Source organism: Sanguibacter sp. HDW7 (assembly GCF_011300875.1).
GTDB lineage: Bacteria > Actinomycetota > Actinomycetes > Actinomycetales > Cellulomonadaceae > Flavimobilis.
The window spans coordinates 2568781-2586810 of the sequence record NZ_CP049862.1 but is presented as its reverse complement, the minus strand read 5'-3'; the positions used below and the strand labels follow the sequence as shown (position 1 = coordinate 2586810).

Sequence of the window (18030 nt, the reverse complement as noted above, 5' to 3'; positions counted from 1 at the left end):
GCGGCGTCCACGCATGCTCCCGCCCGCCGTCCGAACGGTGGACACGAGGTGTGGTCCAAGGTCCCACGATTCTGCCGGGGAGCCACGGCTAACGTGGAAGTCAACGGCAGGTCAAGGCCCGTCCCGGGGCGACCACCGGCCGCTCGTACGCGACGTCGCCCCCCGGCGGCACGCGTGCGCTTGCACACGTGAGGAGAAACCCGTGGAAGAACTGCTCGCCAAGGTCTCGCTGCCGCCGGCGGTCAAGGCTGCGATCGAGGCCGCGCCGTCCGTCGTCGTCCCCCGGACGCGCGCCGAGCTCTTCGAGCTCTCGCTCGGTCCGGACGGCGGTGACAGGTTCGACGTCGTCTACCCGCTGCCCGACGGCTCGACGATCGTCGAGGCCGAGATCGTCCGAGGTCGCAACGGCATCGCCGTCAACTACCCCGAGGACTACATGCGCCGTCGGGACCCCGACTGCATGCGGATCGCGGACCCCCGGCCGACGGACAAGCCGCGCTACGAGGACGTCTACGGCGCCCCGTTCGCGCCCGTCAAGCAGGAGACGCTCGACTGGCTCGCGACCCAGGACCTCATCGTCGTCCCGTTCAAGGCGGGCGGCCTCACGTACGGCTCGCCGTCGCTCGCGATCGTCCCCGCCAACACGGCGTTCTTCGCGACCGCGCTCGTCGACCTCCAGGGCTTCGTGACGCTCGACGAGCTCGAGCCCTACGCGCCCCGCTCGATCCTCTACGCGGCGCCGCCGTTCCGGCACACGCACTACAAGGGCCGCCAGGTCGTCGTCCACGACCGCTCGGAGACGCTGCACGAGATCTACGCGTACAACCTCTACCCGGGGCCTTCGGCGAAGAAGGGCGTGTTCTCGGCGCTGCTCGACATCGGTGAGCAGGAGGGCTGGATCACCGCCCACGCCTCGTCGGTGCGCGTGACGACGCCGTACGAGAACGAGACGATCATCATGCACGAGGGCGCCTCGGGCGGCGGCAAGTCCGAGATGTGCCAGGACATCCGCCGTCAGGACGACGGTCGCATCCTTCTCGGCACGAACGTCGTCACCGACGAGCCGTACTTCATCAACCTCTCCGAGGCCTCGCGGCTCGCGCCCGTCACGGACGACATGACGCTGTGCCACAAGGACATCCAGACGGTCGACGGCCAGCTCGTCGTCGCCGACGCCGAGGACGGCTGGTTCGTCCGCGTCGACGGCATGCAGCACTACGGCGACGACCCGCACTTCGAGCGCGCCTGCATCGAGCCCGACGCCCCGCTCGTGTTCTTCTCGATCCAGGGCACGCCCGGCGCGACGATCCTCCCGTGGGAGCACTCGCTCGACTCGAACGGCAAGCGCTGCCCCAACCCGCGCGTCGTCATCCCGCGCCACATGATCAAGGACGTCGTCGACGAGCCCATGGCGATCGACGTGCGCACCTTCGGCGTGCGCATGCCGGCGTGCACGCGCGAGAAGCCGTCGTACGGCGTCATGGGCATGATGCACGTCGTGCCCGCGTCCCTCGCGTGGCTGTGGCGCCTCATCGCGCCGCGCGGCGACAAGAACCCGTCGATCGGCGAGTCGAAGGACGACGTCAAGAAGCTCAAGCACGGCGGTCTCGTCTCCGAGGGCGTCGGCTCGTACTGGCCGTTCTCGACGGGCACGAAGGTCGCTGCGGCGAACCTCCTGCTGCGCCAGCTCGTCGCGGCGGACCGCACGCGCTACGTGCTCACGCCCAACCAGCACATCGGTGCGTACAAGGTGGGCTTCGCGGCCGAGTGGCTGACCCGCGAGTACCTCGCGCGTCGTGGCGGCGGCAAGTTCCCCAAGGACCGCCTCACGCCGGCCCGCTGCGCCCTGTTCGGCTACACGCCGACCGAGGTGAAGCTCGACGGTCAGCTCGTGCGCCCGACGTTCCTCCAGCCGCAGAACCAGTCGCAGGTCGGCCTCGAGGCGTACGACGCCGGTGCGCAGACCCTCGTCGAGTTCTTCAAGGAGGAGCTCAAGCAGTACCTCACGGACGAGCTCGACCCGCTGGGTCGCGAGATCATCGAGACGTGCCTGCGCGACGGCACGGTCGAGGACTACGAGAAGCTCACGCCGATGCCGTGACGGCTCGAGCATGACGACGGCGCCCGGTCCCTCCTGCGAGGGGCCGGGCGCCGTCGTGGTGCGCGGGTCGCTGTGCCGTCGGGCTGCAGGTTCGGCGCGGCGTGGCAGCGGCGTGGGAGCGTGGTGCGCCCGTCGTGCCGGGGCTCAGCGCGTCGCGGTCGACGTGCCGGGCTCGTCGGCGGCCGAGCGTGCGCGCGCGGAGTCCTTCGCGAGGCGCGCGGCCTCGCGGGCCGCCTCCTTCTCCGCCCGCTCGCGCTCACGCGCCGCATCCTTCTCGGCCTTCTCGCGCTCCTTGTCGAGGCGGGCCTGCTCGCGTGCGGCGTCCTTCTCGGCGCGGGCGCGCTCCTTGGCGTCGAGGGCGGCGGCCTTCGCCGCCTCTGCCCCTGGGGTGTCGTCGGCGAGGCCGAGCAGTGCCCCGTCCGCGGTCGCGGAGCCCACGGCGGTGCGCGTCGGCAGGACGGGCGCGCGCTCCATGCCCGCGAGCCCGTTCCACGCGAGGTTGACGAGGTGCGCCGCGACCTCCTCCTTCGAGGCGGTGCGCTGGTCGAGCCAGTGCTGGCCCGTGAGGGCCACCATGCCGACGAGCATCTGCGCATAGATGGGGGAGTAGCGCGGGTCGAGCCCGCGGCGGGTGAACTGCGCGCCGAGCAGGTGCTCGACCTGCATCGCGACGTCGCCGATGAGGCTCGAGAACGTGCCCGAGGACTGCGTGACGGGCGAGTCGCGCACGAGCACGCGGAAGCCGTCCTCGTTGGCCTCGATGTAGTCGAAGAGCGCCATCGCGGTGCGCTCGACGAGGATCTTCGGGTGCCCGCCCGCCTCGAGGGCGCGCGTGAGCGCGCTCGTGAGGGCCTCGACCTCCCGGTCGACGACGACCGCGTAGATGCCCTCCTTGCCGCCGAAGTGCTCGTAGACGACGGGCTTGGAGACCTGTGCGCGGGCGGCGATCTCCTCGATGCTCGTGCCGTCGAAGCCCTTGGCGCCGAAGAGCTCGCGGCTCACGGCGAGCAGCTGCTCGCGACGCTCCTTGGCTGACATGCGGGCACGTGGGGCCCTCTTGTTCTCGGCGGACACGGTCCCCATCATGCCGTGCGCGCGCGGCCGGGGACAGGCGCGGTGGTCGGGTGTCCACCCGTCGGCTGGCAGAATCGGGGGCGGCGCACGTCGGTGCGCCGGTCCGCCCTGGTGTAATGGCAGCACGCCGGCCTTTGGAGCCGTGCAGTCTGGGTTCGAGTCCCGGGGGCGGAGCAGGACGTCCCGGACGTCGGCGCCGGACACGGCGGTAGACTCGTTCCCGGACCTCCTGAGGTCTGTCCCGCCCCCGAGCGACCGGAGTCCATGTGACCGCCGCACGCCCCGCCGCCGTCGTTGTCCTTGCCGCAGGCCAGGGGACCCGCATGAGGTCCGCGACGTCGAAGATGCTTCACGCGATCGGTGGGCGCACAGTCCTCGGTCACGTCCTCGCCGCGTCGCAGGGGCTCGACCCCGAGCGCCTCGTCGTCGTCGTCCGCCACGCCCGTGAGGAGGTCGCGGCGGAGGCTCTCGCGCGCGTCCCCGAGGTCGTCGTCGCGGACCAGGACGACGTGCCCGGCACGGGACGTGCCGTCCAGTGCGCGCTCGAACGTCTCGACGCGGCCGCGCACGCGACCGAGGCCGGGGCCGGCGGAGTCGCCGCAGGCGCGCTCGTCGGGCTCGAGGGCACCGTCGTCGTCGTCGCGGGCGACGTCCCCCTCATCGACACCGAGACGCTCGCGGACCTCCACGCCCAGCACGTCGCCGGCGGGCACGCCGCGACGGTCCTCACCGCGGTCGTCCCGGACGCGACGGGCTACGGCCGCATCGTCCGCGACGAGCGTGGCCGGGTCGCGAGCATCGTCGAGCACCGCGACGCGTCGCACGAGCAGCTCGGCATCCGCGAGATCAACTCTTCGATCTACGTCTTCGACGCGGCCGTCCTCCGCGGCGCCCTCGGGCGACTCGGCCAGGACAACGCGCAGGGCGAGGTCTACCTCACCGACGTCCTCGCGATCGCGCGCGCCGACGGCGGCGTCGTCGGCGCGGTCCAGGCCCGCTCGGCCCTCACGGTCGAGGGCGTCAACGACCGCGCGCAGCTCGCACAGCTCGGCGTGGAGCTCAACCGCCGCACGCTCACCCGGCACATGCTCGCGGGAGTCACGGTCGTCGACCCGGGCACGACGTGGATCGACGTCGACGTCGAGCTCGCGCAGGACGTGACGATCCTCCCGGGCACCCAGCTCCACGGCGCGACGACCGTTGGTACGGGCTCGACGATCGGCCCGGACACGACGCTCACGGACGTCGAGGTCGGCGAGAACGTCATGGTCGTGCGCACGCACGGCTCGCTCGCGGTCCTCGCCGACGGCGCGAGCGTCGGCCCGTTCGCCTACCTGCGCCCGGGCACGCACCTCGGGGTGCGCGGCAAGATCGGCACGTTCGTCGAGACGAAGAACGTCGAGATCGGTGAGGGTTCGAAGGTTCCGCACCTCACGTACGTCGGTGACGCGACGATCGGCGAGGGAACGAACATCGGTGCCGGCTCGATCTTCGTCAACTACGACGGCGTCCACAAGCACCGCACCGCGGTCGGCTCGTACGCCCGCACGGGCGCGAACAACAAGTTCGTCGCCCCCGTCTCCGTCGGCGACGGCGCCTACACGGGCGCCGGTGCCGTCATCCTCGAGGACGTCCCGCCGGGCGCCCTGGCCGTCTCGAACGCACCGCAGCGGACGATCGACGGCTGGGTCGAGCGCCGCAGGCCGGGCACGGACTCGGCGCGGGCAGCGGCCCGCGCGGCCGCGGCCACCGTGCCGCAGGGCCTCGGCGCGCAGGCGCGCGCCGAGCGTGAGCGGGCCGAGAGCGCCGCCACCCCCACGCTCCCGGGACAGTCAGTCCCGGGTGACGCCGCACCCGAAGGAGACAGCGCACGATGACCGGGATCATCTCCCACGCCGACGAGAAGAGACTCGTCCTCGTCTCGGGCCGTGCCCACCCTGAGCTCGCGCGAGAGGTCGCGGCATCCCTCGGCATCGAGATGGTGCACACGACGGCGTACGACTTCGCCAACGGCGAGATCTACGTGCGCTACGCCGAGTCGGTGCGTGGTGCGGACGTCTTCGTGCTGCAGTCGCACACGGCGCCGATCAACCAGTGGATCATGGAGCACCTCATCATGGTCGACGCGCTCAAGCGCGCCTCGGCCAAGACGATCACCGTGGTCCTGCCGTTCTACGGCTACGCGCGCCAGGACAAGAAGCACAAGGGTCGTGAGCCCATCTCGGCGCGCCTCATGGCAGACCTCTTCAAGACTGCCGGCGCCGACCGCCTCATGAGCGTCGACCTCCACACGTCGCAGATCCAGGGCTACTTCGACGGCCCTGTCGACCACCTGTGGGCGCAGCCGATCCTCATCGACTACGTGCGCTCGCGCGTCGACATCTCGAACGTCACGGTCGTCTCCCCGGACGCGGGCCGCATCCGTGTCGCGGAGCAGTGGGCCGCGAAGCTCGGCGGCGGGCCGCTCGCGTTCGTCCACAAGACGCGTGACACGTCGCGCCCCAACCAGGCTGTCGCCAACCGCGTCGTCGGTGACGTCGAGGGCAAGAGCTGCATCCTCGTCGACGACCTCATCGACACGGGCGGCACGATCGCCGGCGCGGTGCGCGTCGTCCTCGAGGCCGGTGCCAAGGAGGTCATCGTCGCGGCGACCCACGGCGTGCTCTCCGACCCGGCCGCGCAGCGGCTCTCGGAGTCGGGCGCCCGCGAGGTCGTCGTCACCGACACCCTGCCGATCGCCGCGGACAAGCGTTTCCCGCAGCTCACGGTCCTCTCGATCGCGCCGCTGCTCGCGCGTGCGATCCGCGAGGTCTTCGACGACGGCTCCGTGACGAACCTCTTCGACGGGAACGCCTGACATGGCACGCACCGGTGTGACGACCGCGGGTCGCGGCGTCGCCGTCGCGCGCCCGGACGTCACCCGGTGCGAGCTCGGGGTCGAGTCCTCGGGCGCGACGGTCGGCGAGGCGCTCGCCGCGGCGCAGCGGGCGCTCGTCGCCCTGCGTGCGGCGCTCCTCGACGCGGGCGTGCTCGCGGACGACCTGCGGACGACGCAGACCTCGACGTGGACGTCGCAGACGGGGGAGGGCGAGGCCCGCACCGAGGTCGCGCACGCCCAGCTCGGCCTGCGGGCGCTCGTGCGTTCGGTCGACGGGGCGGGCGACGTCGTCACGGCGGCCCTCACCGCGGCCGGCGACCAGGCGCGGCTCCACGGCCTCCAGGTCGCGGTGAGCGACTCGCAGCAGGCGGCGCGCGACGCGCGGGCCGCGGCCTTCGCGGACGCCCGTGACCGCGCGGAGCAGTTCGCGCAGCTCGCGGGCCGCGAGCTCGGCGAGCTGATCGAGCTCACGGAGTCGCCCGACCGGGGCACCCCCGTGGCTCGCATGCTCAAGGTCGCCGCGGCGGACTCGTCGATGCCCGTCGACGGCGGCACCGAGGAGATCACGGCGTACGTGACGACGACGTGGGCGTGGGCCTGAGAAGCCCCGTCCTGAGACCCTGCGCACACCGGCGGCCCCTCCTGGGGCCGCCGGTGTCGTGTATCCTAGGCAGGTTGCCTCGGCGAGGGATGTCTGACGGGCCGCTCAGCGCGTGCCCTGGAGGGTGGGAGATCCGCCCCCACCTGACGATCCGTGATCGACTGGGCGGTCCGCTCGCGCGCGTCCGTCATGCGCCCCGCGCCGAGGCACCGCCCACCGGGTCCCGCTACCGTTCCCGGTCTCCCGAACTCCCGCTGGAGCCCCCCATGTCTGACGTCAAGCTCTCCGCCGTCCTCCGCACCGACTTCGGCAAGGGTGCGGCCCGCCGCACCCGCCGCGAGGGTCGCATCCCCGCCGTCCTCTATGGGCACGGCTCGGACCCGCTCCACGTGTCGCTCCCGACGCACGAGACCTACCTCGCGCTCGTCCGCCACAAGAACGCGCTCTTCGAGATCGACGTCGAGGGCGACGTCAAGCTCGCGATCGTCCGCGACGTCCAGGTCGAGCCGGTCCGCCGCGAGATCGAGCACATCGACCTCCTCCTCGTGAAGAAGGGCGAGAAGGTCGTCGTCGAGGTTCCCGTCGTCGTCGTCGGCGCGCCCGTGCCCGCCACGATGCACGTCGTCGAGCAGCTCTCGGTCCAGGTCGAGGCCGAGGCCACGAACCTCCCCGACTCGATCGAGGTCGACATCACGGGCCTCGCCGCGGGCACCGTCGTCTACGGCAAGGACCTCGTCCTCGGTGAGGGCGCGTCGCTCGTCACCGAGGGTGACACCGACATCGTCATCATCTCCGAGGTGCGTGGCGCCGAGTCGTCCGACTCCGCCGAGGAGGCCGTCGAGGCCTGAGCCTCGTCGCCACACCGTGCCTGAACGCCCGGCGCCCCTCGGGGTGCCGGGCGTTCGCCGTCCGGCCCGTGCGCCCTCGCAGGGCCGGACCCACCACGACATCTCATCCGAGCAGGCGCTCGAGCGCCCGAGGAGGACCCCATGACCGACGGACCCTGGTGCGTCGTCGGGCTCGGCAACCCCGGCCCGAAGTACGCAGGCAACCGTCACAACGCCGGGCAGATGGTGCTCGACGAGCTCGCCGCCCGGTGCGGTGTGCGGTTCGCGACGCACCGTACGCAGACCGTGACGGCTGAGGCGCGCCTCGGTCTCGGCCCGGGCGGCGTGCCCGGCCCGCGCGTCGTGCTCGCGAAGACGCAGTCGTACATGAACACGTCCGGCGGGCCGGTCAAGGCTCTCGCCGGCTACTTCGACGTGCCCCCGGAGCGGCTCGTCGTCGTCCACGACGAGCTCGACATCCCGTTCGGCGACGTGCGGCTCAAGCTCGGCGGCGGCGAGGGCGGTCACAACGGGCTGCGCGACATCTCGCGCGCGTTCGGCACGAAGGACTACCTGCGCGTGCGCGTCGGCGTCGGTCGCCCCCCGGGCCGCATGGACACTGCTGACTACGTCCTCAAGGATTTCGGCACGACCGAGCGCAAGGAGCTGCCGTTCCTGCTCGACACGGCGGCCGACGCGGTCGAGATGCTCGTGACGCAGGGGCTGCTCGCGGCCCAGGGAAAGTTCCACGCGCCCGCCTGACCATGACGCCGCACGTCCCGAGGGTGAGCGGAGCCGTAGCCGGGGTGGACCTCGGGTGACGTCGCCCGTCCCGGGTCGTGGCCCGCGCGGGCTCGCAGCATGCTGGAGTCAGGCCCGCACCTGCGGGCCCCGTGCCGCGTGCGGCACCGGAGCACCCGGGGGGTCGGGACGTGGGGCGCGAGCATGCAGGACTGAGCATCGCCATGGTCGGGACGCGCGGAGCGCCCGCGCGGTACGGCGGCTTCGAGACCGCTGTCGAGGAGATCGGCTCACGGCTCGCCGACCGCGGTCACGCGGTCCGCGTCTACTGCCGCCGGGGCAACGGCGGTGAGGACGGCGACCTCGGCACGTTCGGGGGCATGGACCTGGTCCACCTGCCCGCGCTGCGTCGACGCAGCCTTGAGACCCTCAGCCACACGGGCCTGTCCGCGGCGCACCTCGTCGCGCGGCGCACGGACGTCGCGTTCGTGTTCAACGCTGCCAACGCGCCGTTCCTCCCGGTGCTGCGGGCGCGCAGGATCCCCGTCGCGACGCACGTCGACGGCCTCGAGTGGCGGCGCGCCAAGTGGTCGGGCACCGGACGGCGCTACTACCGCTGGGCCGAGCAGGTCGCGGTGCGGTGGTCGGACGCGCTCATCGCTGACGCCCAGGGCATCGCGGACTACTACCGCGACGAGTTCGGTGCGCAGACCCACCTCGTGGCGTACGGCGCGCCGCGGGTCGAGCCGAACCTTGCGCGGCTCGCCGACGTCGGGCTCGCGGCCGACGGCTTCCACCTCGTCGTCGCGCGCTTCGAGCCGGAGAACCACGTCGACCTCGCGGTCGAGGGCTATGTGCGCTCGGGCGCCCGGCGCCCGCTCGTCGTCGTCGGGTCTGCGCCGTACGACGACACGTACACCCGCCGCGTCACGGAGGCCGCCGCCGACGACCCGCGCGTGCGCTTCCTCGGCGGCGTGTGGGACGCGGAGCTGCTCGACGCGCTCTACGCGGGCGCGACGACCTACGTCCACGGGCACTCGGTCGGCGGGACGAACCCCTCCCTGCTGCGCGCGATCGGTGCCGGCACGGCGACGCTCGCGTACGACGTCGTGTTCAACCGCGAGGTGCTGCGCGGCGACGGCCGGTTCTTCGGCGACGCTGCGTCGCTCGCGCAGCTCCTCGAGCAGTCCGAGGCCGATGCTGCTGGCATCGCGGCGCGCGGGCTCGCGCTCGCCGACCGGGCACGCGACTACGACTGGGACGACGTGGCCTCGAGCTATGAAGAGCTTGCGCGGTGCCTCGCGGAGCGACGGGCGCCGGGGCCGCAGCGTGCGCGACGTCTCGCGGCGCCGCAGTGGGCGCAGGGTGCGCCGTGAGCGCCCACGACGTGTCGCCCTCGGGAGGGCCCGTGGCCGCCGACGGGCCTGCGACGGACGGCCCTGTTCCGGCGGGGCCCGCGGCACCCGTGCGCGTTCGCCTCGGCTTCCGTGACGCGTACCGCGCGCTCGGGGCGGCGCAGAAGGGTGCGGCGCGCTCCGCTCCTGCGTACTCGCGGTACGTCAACCGCCGGATCGGCCGCGTGCTCGCGGCGTGGGCGGCGAGCGTCGGGCTGAGTCCCGACCAGGTGACGGGCATCAGCGCCCTCCTGACGTTCACGGGTGTCGGCCTGCTCGCTCTCGGCAGCCCGTCGTGGCTCCTGGGCATCGCGGTGTGCGTGTGCCTCGTCCTCGGCTATGCGTTCGACTCGGCCGACGGCCAGGTCGCGCGTCTCACGGGCACGGGGAGTGCTGCAGGGGAGTGGCTCGACCACGTCGTCGACGCGACGAAGATCTCGGCGCTCCCGCTCGCGCTGCTCGTCGGTCTCTTCCGGTCGGACATGGTCGATGACGGCTGGCTGCTCGTGCCGCTCGCCCACGCGGTCGTGGGCGCTGTCCTCTTCTTCGCGATGATTCTCACCGAGCAGCTGCGTCGCGCTGCGGGCGTGCGCTCCCAGGCCCACGTGGGCACAGGCGGCCCGGACCTGCGCGCGCTTGTCGTCATCCCGACCGACTACGGCGTGCTCTGCCTCGCGTTCGTCCTCCTCGGCGCGATGACCTGGTTCCTTGCGGCCTACACCGCGATCGTCGCGGCGACCGCGCTCTTCACCGCCGCGGCGTGCGTGAAGTGGCGCCGTGACGTGCGTGCGCTCGGGGTGCCGCAGGGCTGAGCAGGCTGGGCCCGTCGACCGACGCGTCGTGACCCGTGGGGTCACGACGCGTCGTGCTGTGCCCCTGTGAGGCGCGCCGTGCTGCCGCGTCGTGCCGTCGTGCCGTCGTGCCGTGCTGCCGCGTCGTGCTGCCGAACCGTGATGCCACCCCGTGATGCCGCACCGTGATGCCGCGTCGTGCTGCCGAACGGCCCGTCCTGGCCGGGATCTCCGACCCCCCGCGGACTGTCCGTACTGTGAGGCATGTCGTCTCACCCAGGGGATTTCACCCTCGCTGTGGCGTACCTCACGATCGGACGAGCTGGGTGAGTCTCGGGGTGGGTGGTATCGAGAGCGGGGTGAGGTCAGGGGTGAGCCTCGGGTGATCTCTGCAGGTCGCGGCAGGGTCGTGGCCGAGGCGTTCGCTTATGCACGATTTTCCTCACCCGGCAAGACCTTCGACGACGGCCGTGGAGACCGCTGTCACAAGGGGTCGTGGGTCACAGATTTTCAGCTTTCTCCGTTCCTAGTCTCAATCTCGCCCAGGCACCCACCGATATCTACGACGAGCGCGCCGCGAATGCGTCGCGGAGTCTGCCGCCGTCGTGAACGTGGTGGGGCCGACGACCCCGAGCGAATGAGATTGAACGTGAAGAGCTTTACCCAGCTGCGCCGACGTGGTGCCGCCGCCCTCCTGGTGACGGTGCTCGCGGTGCCAGTGGTCGCGGTGGCGACCGCGACCGCCGCAGGGACGTCGACGTCCGTCGCGACGGCCGCCTCCGCGGTCCGGACCGCCACCGCCGCTGACGAGCGCGCGGCTGCGAACCTCTCGCGCGCCAAGACGTCGCGGACCAAGGCGGCCGCCAAGGTCACCTCGACGAAGAAGGCTGCCAAGAAGGCGTCCGCCAAGCGCGCGACCGCCGCCAAGAAGTACTCGGTCGCCAAGAAGAAGTACGCGGCCGCGAAGAAGGCGGCGGCGACGCGTCACGGCGTCGGCGGGGCCAACGAGTCCCGCGCCTCGATGAACCGTGCGTCCAAGGCGCTGAAGTCGGCGACGGCCGCATCTCGCCGTGCGACGCAGGCGAAGTCGAAGGCTCTGGTGACCTACTCGCGCGCGAAGGCACTGGTGGCCAAGACCACGAGCGCCAAGGCGAAGACCGCCAAGGCGCTCACCAAGGCCAAGAACGAGCTCGACGCCGCGAAGCGCCGTCCGACGCCGACGCCGACGCAGGCCCCCACGACCCCTGCTCCGGCCCCGACGACGCCGGCTCCCAAGCCCACCACGCCCTCGACGGTCGAGTCGGCCTCGCCGGCGCGTACCGCCTACACGGGCCCGATGACGGTGTCGACCAACGGTGCGGTCATCGAGAACAAGATCATCACGGGCCAGCTGAAGATCCGTGCCAACAACGTGACGATCCGTAACTCGCTCTTCGTGGGCCCGGCGACGGCTCCGACCGCCAACTACTTCTTGCTGTGGAACACCGAGGGCAACACGGGCCTCAAGGTCATCGACTCGGAGCTCCGCCCGACGATCAAGTCCTCGTGGATGAACGGCGTCATCGGTGCCGGCTTCACGCTCGAGCGCGTGACGATCACGAACGTCATCGACCAGGTGACCATCAAGGGCGACGACGTGACGATCAAGGACTCGGTCTTCGAGGGCAACCTCTACTACGCGAACGACCCGAACCACGGCGGCAAGGAGTCGCACGCGGACAACGTGCAGATCCAGTCCGGCAAGCGGATCAAGATCACGGGCACGACGATGCGCTCGGCCAACAACGCCACCGTCCAGGTGACGCAGGCGCTCGGTGCGGTCGCCGACCTCACGATCGCGGACAACTTCCTCGACCACGGCGGCTGCACAATCAACATCACCGAGGGCACGCGGGGCTACGGCCCGCTCGCGGGTGTGCGGATCACCGACAACACGTTCGGCACCAACCAGCGCATCGCGTCGTGCGCGGTCATCCGACCGAAGACGACGGTCATCACGGCGACCGGCAACTCGTTCACGGACGGCCGCGCCTTCGCCCTCAAGAACGGCTGACGCGCACCCTCGACGAGGGACGAGCAGCGATGCTCACGGCGCCCGCCACGGACCCGTCCGTGGCGGGCGCCGTCGTGCGTGAGGGGTCGGTGTCGCGGCGGTAGGCCTCGTGGTGGAGGCCGAGCGCGCCGGCGACGAGCCCGGGGCCTCGGGCGAGGTCGCGGCGTGCCCCGACGTCCCTCGCGTCGTCACCCCGCGCGGTGAGGAGCCGCAGCGCTCCTCGCGCGGTGACAGCCACCCCGCGCGCAGCCGACGCCGCACGGACGCGGGACCGTCCCCAGAGGCCGGGCGCGAGCTCGAGCTCGACCTCGACCGCGGTCGACGCGTGGGTGCGGGTCCTGCCGAGGAGCCAGCGACGTTCGGTGCGCTCGGGCTGGACGCGGTCGACGACGATGGACTCGGCACACGCGACGATCTCACCGCCCGCCGCGGTGACCTGGCGCGTGAAGAGCGTGTCCTCGCCCCCGCGCAGCCCGCGGTCGGCCCGGAACGCGACGCCGAGCGCGCGCACGGCCGCGACGTCGACGAGGAGGTTGCCGGTCGGGGCGCTCCGCCGGGGCGTCCCTGTCGCGAGGACGGGACGCTGGAAGAACCCGCCGGCCTCGATCCAGGCGTCGGGGCGGACGTCCCACTGCGGCACGATCGTGCCGGCGACGAGCGTCGCCCCCGTCGCCGCCCACGTCGTGACGAGAGGTGCGAGCCAGGTCTCGCCGGGGATGTCGTCGTCGTCGAGGAACGCGAGCAGGTCGGTCGTCACCTCCGTGAGCGCGCGGGCGCGTGCGGCGCCGATGCCGGGCTGCGGCTCGTGGACGTAGCGGACCTCCGGACCCCCCTCCGCGTGCGAGGCTTCGGCGCAGGCGACGACCGTCGCCGCAGCGCCGCCGTCCGGGTCGTTGTCGATGACGAGCACCTCGGTGCGGCCGCGGAGTCCGGGCAGACCGTCGAGGTGCGCGAGGACCGCGGCGAGCGACCTCCGGAGCTCGGGGTCGCGCCGGAAGGTGAGGATGACGACGGTGAGCGTCGCGTGGGCTTCCCTGCGGTGCGCGGCGACCTCGTGCAGCCCGATGACGTCGGCGGTCGGCGTCGGGTCGTCGTCGGGGGCTGGTGCGGTCGGCGTGCCGAAGCTCGCGCTCACGACCTGTCCGTCCCGGTCCCGGGAGCCGACGAGCCCGTCGAGGACGTCGCGCACGGCGGCCCGGTACCGGGCGACGCCGAAACGGCGGACCGCCTCGGTGCGGCCCGCCTGCGCGAGCCGTGCCGCATGGTGCGGGTCGTCGAGCAGCGATGCGACGGCCTGAGCGAGGTCGCGGGCGTCGCCGGGGGCGACGAGCAGGCCGGTGCGTCCGGGGGTGACGATCTCGGTGAGCCCCTGGGTGGCGCTCGCGACGAGGGGGCGGCCCGCGAGGAGCGCCTCGACGGCGGTGTTGCCGAAGGGCTCCTGGCGCGAGGGGACCAGGACGACGTCGGCCGCGTCGAGCGCCGGCCGCGTCGGTGAGACGTAGCCCCGCAGCCGGACGGCTCCCGCGAGGTCGGGTCGCGCGGCGCGCTCCTGTAGCTCGTCCTCGAACGGTTCGTAGCCGGGGAACGGGGTGCCGCAGATGTCGAGGGTGACGTCGCGCCCCTCGGCCCGCAGCAGCGCGACGGCCTCGAGCGCGACGTCGACGCCCTTGCGGGGGGAGATCCGTGCGACGAGCGCGAGGTGCGCGGGGTCGCCCGCGTGCCGCTCGCGCAGGGGCGCGGGCGTCCCCGCGTCGGGGACGCCGTTGTGGACGACGACGATGTGCCGGGCCAGGCGGGCGTCGACCGCCGTGAGGACGTCGGAGGATGCGCGCGAGTTGACGAGCAGCGTCGTCGCGAGGCGCAGCGGCGCGACGAGCCCGCGCTGCAGGACGCGGGACACCGAGTCCTCGGCCTCGTGGACGTGGCACACCGCGGGGATGCGCGCGAGGCGCGCGGCCACGAGCCACGTCGGGATCGTCAGCGTGTTGACGAGGACGACCGCGGGCCGCAGCCGTCGCAGCACCGCGTGCCCGGTGACGACGGAGCGCAGCGCGACCGCGCCGAGCCGGACGAGGCCGAGCGGGGTGAGCGCCGACTTCCTCAGGACCGGGGTCCGCGCGTCCGTGACGACGCGTGCGACGGCGGCCTCGAGCCGGGCGGTGAGCGGACCGGGCCCTGGCACCGTCACGGTGACGTCCCAGCCGCCCTCGCGCGCGGCGACGACCGTCTCGAGCAGCTGGAGGTCGCTGCCGTACAGATCGGCGGACGGGTGGGCGACGAGCAGGTGCGGCACGGTAGGTCCTCGGGACGTGACGGAGCGGTCATGTCCACCGTAGGCAGCACCGCCGACGGGGGCGGGTGATCTCACCCAGCCCCCGCCCGGTCCGGCACACGGGTCGCCCTCGCCTCACCCCGATCTCGCAGGTGGGGGCCGCAGCGCGGTCATAGACTCGCGACGTACCGCAGCACGACGTGGGGGACGGGGAGCACGTGGAGGAACTGGGCCGACGCGCCGCGCGCGGAGCCGGCGTGACGGTCGCGGCGCAGGTCGCGCGAGTCGGGGTGCAGATGCTCTCCGTCGTCGTCCTCGCGCGGCTCCTCACGCCTGCCGACTACGGGGTCATCGCGATGGTGCTCGTCGTCGTCGGCGTCGGCGAGGTCGTGCGCGACCTTGGCCTCTCGACCGCCGCGGTGCGTTCGAAGCACCTCACCGAGGCGCAGCGCTCCAACCTCTTCTGGGCCAACACGCTCATCGGCACGGTGCTCATGACCGCGCTGCTCGCCGGCGCCCCGCTCGTCGGGCACCTCTTCGGCCGCGAGGACGTCGTGCCCGTCGCCCGCCAGGTGGCCGTCGTGTTCTTCCTCAACGGGCTCACCGCGCAGCTGCGCGCTGACCTCCAGCGTCGACTCCGCTTCGGGGCGATCGCGGCGGTCGACGTCGGCTCGCAGGTCGTCGGCGCCGTCGTCGCGATCGTCCTCGCACTCGCCGGGGCCGGCGTCGGGGCGCTCGCCGCGCAGCAGGTCACGCAGTCCTTCGTCGTCCTCGTCGCGTGCGCGGTGCTGTGCCGCTGGATCCCGTCGCGGCCACGTCGCGGCGTGCCGATGGCAGAGCTCTGGCGGTTCGGCGGCAGCCTCGCCGCGTCCCAGATCGCCGTCTATATCGGCAACAACGTCGACGCGCTCGTCATCGGCACTCGCCTCGGCCCGACGTCTCTCGGCCTGTACGACCGCGCCTACCGCCTCGTCATGACCCCGGTCTCGCAGGTGCGGGCACCGACGACCTCGATCGCGCTGCCCGTGCTCGCGCGCCTCGTCGACGAGCCGGACCGGCTGCGGCGGTACCTCGTGCGGGCCCAGCTCGCCCTCGCGTACCCCGTGATGATCGGCGCCGCGCTGCTCGTCGGCACGGCGGGCCCAGCGACGGCGGTGCTCCTCGGCGACGGCTGGGACGGCGCGGCGCCGCTCGTGCGGTTCATGGCGACGTCGGCGCTCCTGCAGACCCTCGCGTACGTCTGCTACTGGGTCTACCTCGTCTTCGGGCTGTCCTCGCTCCTGCTCCGCTACACGCTCGTCACGGTCGCGCTCAAGGTCGTCCTCGTCGTCGCGGGAAGCACGTGGGGCGTCGTCGGCGTCGCCGCGGCTTACACCTTGGCGCACGCGATCGAGTGGCCGCTGTCGCTCGCCTGGCTCTCACGGCACGCGCCGCTCCCGGGACGCCGGCTCGCGACCGGTGCGCTGCATGTCCTCGGCGTCGGAGCCTTCGTGGCGCTCGCTGCCCACGCCGGGACGACGCTCGTCCACGGGGCCGCATGGCTCGTACTGCTCGTGGGGCTCGCCGCGGGTGCCGCCGCGCTCGGCGCGGTGCTCGTCGTCCCGGCGATCCGCAGGGACGCCGCCGACGTCGTCGTGGTCGTGCGCGCGGCGGTGAGCCGACGCCGCTGACGGCGTCGGCTCACCCGTGCAGGGCTCAGGCGCTCTGGCGGACCGTCCCGCCGCCGTGCCCGGGTGCTGCGGGACCGGACGTGGGCGCGGGCGAGGCGTCGCGTTGGGCGCGAGGGTCCTGGCCGGAGGCGCTCCGGGTGTCTGCTGCGCCGCGGCCCTCGGGAAGGGCCGCCCGGCGACCGTAGCCGCCGGTGCGGGAGGCGAGCGGCTGCTGCCCGACGGGAGCCGCTGCAGCGGTCCGCGGACCGGTCGACGTCGCCGCCGGTGCGGACGAGCGTGCCCGCAGGTTGCGTGCTGCGGCCGCGCGGTGCTGCGTGCCCGACTCGAGCGCGTTGGCGCCGTTGAGGACGATGCCGAGGCACGTCGCGTCGATCGTGTCGAGCATCGAGAGCGCGGTCGCGACCTGCGTGCGACGGACCCGGGACGTCCCGGCGACCATGACGAGACCGTCGGTGTGCCGGGCGAGGACGGCCGCGTCGGTGAACGGCAGCAGCGGCGGCGCGTCGAGGATGACCGCGTCGTAGAGCGCGGTCGCCTCGTCGAGGAAGGACTGCATGGCGGCGGAGTCGATGAGCTGCGCCGGGTTCGGGGGGAGGTCGCCAGCGACGACGATGTCGAGCCCGGCGGGTCCCCACGGTCGCACGACGTCACGGAGGTCGGACTCGCCGACGAGCACCGTCGTGAGCCCGTCGCGGGGATCGAGCCCGGTGTGGAGCGCGATCGACGGGCTCCGCAGGTCCGCGTCGACGAGGAGGACGCGCGACCCCTTCTCGGCGAGCGCGGCGGCGACGTTGATCGCGACGGTCGTCCGGCCCTCGCCCGCGACGGACGAGGAGACGACGAGCGACCTCACACGGCTGGCCGCGCTGATGAACTGGAGGTTGGTCTGGACGCGCCGGTAGGACTCGGCGACGTGCCCGTCGGGCTCGGCGACGAGCGCGGGCCGGCCCTTGCGTGCGTCGCGGTCGCGGGGGATGAGGCCCAGGACGACGGCGTCGGAGCGCTGCGGGAGGTCTGCGGTGCGGCGCACGCGCGTGTCGAGCAGCGAGAGCGCGAGCACCACGAAGACGCCGATCGCGAGCCCGCCGGCACCGCCCAGGGCGACGGTGCGCTTCGTGTTCGGGGTGAAGGGGACCGACGCTGCGACGGCGGGCGCGACGACCGTGAGCCGGACGATGTGCTCGTCGGCGGATCCCGGGGTGATCTCCTTGACCTGCCGTGCGAGGCTCGCCGCGACCGCGTCGGCGGTCGCGGCGGCGAGAGCAGGGTCGGGCGAGACCGCGGTGATCTCGATGAACATCGTGTCGAGCGGCGTCGCTGCGGTGACGGACCGCGAGAGCGCCCGCGCTGTCGTGGTGAGCCCGAGCTCGTTGATGACGGGGTCGAGGACCGCCGGCATCGTCGCGAGCTGGGTGAACGACTGCACGAGGTTCTGCGTGTATGTCGTTCCCTGGACGAGCTCGGCGACGGACGTGCCCTGTGTGAGCGACACGAACGACGAGGTCGTCGATCTGTACAGAGGCTGCGTCGACCGCGCCATGGCGAAGCCTGCGCCGGCGCCGAGCACCGCGACGATCATGATGACGAGCCAGCGTCGGCGCAGCGTCGCCACGAAGTCCATGAGTTCC

Annotated in this window: 12 protein-coding genes, 1 tRNA gene and 1 pseudogene; 11 read left to right on the top strand and 3 right to left on the bottom strand. The window is 72.8% G+C overall.

Going from position 1 to position 18030, the window contains the following annotated elements:
- Window positions 1-202 precede the first annotated feature (202 nt).
- Window positions 203-2101, top strand: coding sequence for a DUF4914 family protein (locus G7063_RS11720; protein WP_240916061.1), 1899 nt, complete (start codon window positions 203-205; stop codon window positions 2099-2101).
- Between the two features lie 441 nt (window positions 2102-2542).
- Here the strand turns inward: G7063_RS11720 and G7063_RS11715 are convergent.
- Window positions 2543-3139, bottom strand: a pseudogene (locus G7063_RS11715) (TetR family transcriptional regulator); the annotation flags it as partial.
- A gap of 138 nt (window positions 3140-3277) precedes the next feature.
- Here G7063_RS11715 and G7063_RS11710 point away from each other — a divergent pair.
- From G7063_RS11710 to G7063_RS11670, 9 genes are all read left to right on the top strand, one after another.
- Window positions 3278-3349: transfer RNA gene (locus G7063_RS11710), tRNA-Gln, on the top strand.
- 92 nt (window positions 3350-3441) lie between these two features.
- Complete coding sequence (glmU, locus tag G7063_RS11705) at window positions 3442-5052, top strand: bifunctional UDP-N-acetylglucosamine diphosphorylase/glucosamine-1-phosphate N-acetyltransferase GlmU (protein WP_166414548.1); 1611 nt, start codon at window positions 3442-3444, stop codon at window positions 5050-5052.
- A complete protein-coding gene (locus G7063_RS11700) occupies window positions 5049-6032 on the top strand; it encodes a ribose-phosphate diphosphokinase (protein WP_166414547.1) in 984 nt (327 codons plus the stop codon). The genes glmU and G7063_RS11700 overlap by 4 nt, the downstream gene beginning before the upstream one ends.
- A gap of 1 nt (window position 6033) precedes the next feature.
- Complete coding sequence (locus G7063_RS11695; protein ID WP_166414546.1) at window positions 6034-6654, top strand: SIMPL domain-containing protein; 621 nt, start codon at window positions 6034-6036, stop codon at window positions 6652-6654.
- 266 nt (window positions 6655-6920) lie between these two features.
- Entirely contained in the window at window positions 6921-7502 is a 582-nt protein-coding gene (locus tag G7063_RS11690) for a 50S ribosomal protein L25/general stress protein Ctc (protein WP_166414545.1), read from the top strand.
- A 141-nt stretch (window positions 7503-7643) separates the two neighbouring features.
- Entirely contained in the window at window positions 7644-8243 is a 600-nt protein-coding gene (pth, locus tag G7063_RS11685) for an aminoacyl-tRNA hydrolase (protein ID WP_166414544.1), read from the top strand.
- A 203-nt stretch (window positions 8244-8446) separates the two neighbouring features.
- Window positions 8447-9598, top strand: coding sequence for a DUF1972 domain-containing protein (locus G7063_RS11680; RefSeq protein WP_166414543.1), 1152 nt, complete (start codon window positions 8447-8449; stop codon window positions 9596-9598).
- Entirely contained in the window at window positions 9595-10428 is an 834-nt protein-coding gene (locus G7063_RS11675; RefSeq protein ID WP_370520706.1) for a CDP-alcohol phosphatidyltransferase family protein, read from the top strand. Before G7063_RS11680 ends, G7063_RS11675 begins: the two co-directional genes overlap by 4 nt.
- 628 nt (window positions 10429-11056) lie before the next feature.
- On the top strand, window positions 11057-12460 hold the full coding sequence (locus G7063_RS11670) for a hypothetical protein (protein ID WP_166414542.1): 1404 nt from the start codon (window positions 11057-11059) through the stop codon (window positions 12458-12460).
- On the opposite strand, the gene G7063_RS11665 is transcribed toward G7063_RS11670, so the two are convergent.
- Window positions 12447-14753, bottom strand: coding sequence for a glycosyltransferase (locus tag G7063_RS11665; RefSeq protein ID WP_166414541.1), 2307 nt, complete (start codon window positions 14751-14753; stop codon window positions 12447-12449). The genes G7063_RS11670 and G7063_RS11665 overlap by 14 nt on opposite strands.
- 197 nt (window positions 14754-14950) lie before the next feature.
- Between G7063_RS11665 and G7063_RS11660 the strand changes: the two genes are divergently transcribed.
- Entirely contained in the window at window positions 14951-16402 is a 1452-nt protein-coding gene (locus G7063_RS11660; RefSeq protein ID WP_166414540.1) for a lipopolysaccharide biosynthesis protein, read from the top strand.
- Between the two features lie 25 nt (window positions 16403-16427).
- Here G7063_RS11660 and G7063_RS11655 read toward each other — a convergent pair whose 3' ends face one another.
- Window positions 16428-18023 (bottom strand): polysaccharide biosynthesis tyrosine autokinase, encoded by a 1596-nt coding sequence (locus G7063_RS11655; RefSeq protein WP_240916283.1) that lies wholly within the window; start codon window positions 18021-18023, stop codon window positions 16428-16430.
- Between the last annotated feature and the right edge of the window lie 7 nt (window positions 18024-18030).

Bases quoted from the DNA above. Each gene is read 5' to 3' on its own strand.
- G7063_RS11700 (WP_166414547.1), top strand. From the start codon at position 5,049: ATGACCGGGATCATCTCCCACGCCGACGAGAAGAGACTCGTCCTCGTC.
- G7063_RS11695 (WP_166414546.1), top strand. From the start codon at position 6,034: ATGGCACGCACCGGTGTGACGACCGCGGGTCGCGGCGTCGCCGTCGCG.
- G7063_RS11690 (WP_166414545.1), top strand. From the start codon at position 6,921: ATGTCTGACGTCAAGCTCTCCGCCGTCCTCCGCACCGACTTCGGCAAG.
- pth (WP_166414544.1), top strand. From the start codon at position 7,644: ATGACCGACGGACCCTGGTGCGTCGTCGGGCTCGGCAACCCCGGCCCG.
- G7063_RS11680 (WP_166414543.1), top strand. From the start codon at position 8,447: ATGGTCGGGACGCGCGGAGCGCCCGCGCGGTACGGCGGCTTCGAGACC.
- G7063_RS11655 (WP_240916283.1), bottom strand. From the start codon at position 18,023: ATGGACTTCGTGGCGACGCTGCGCCGACGCTGGCTCGTCATCATGATC.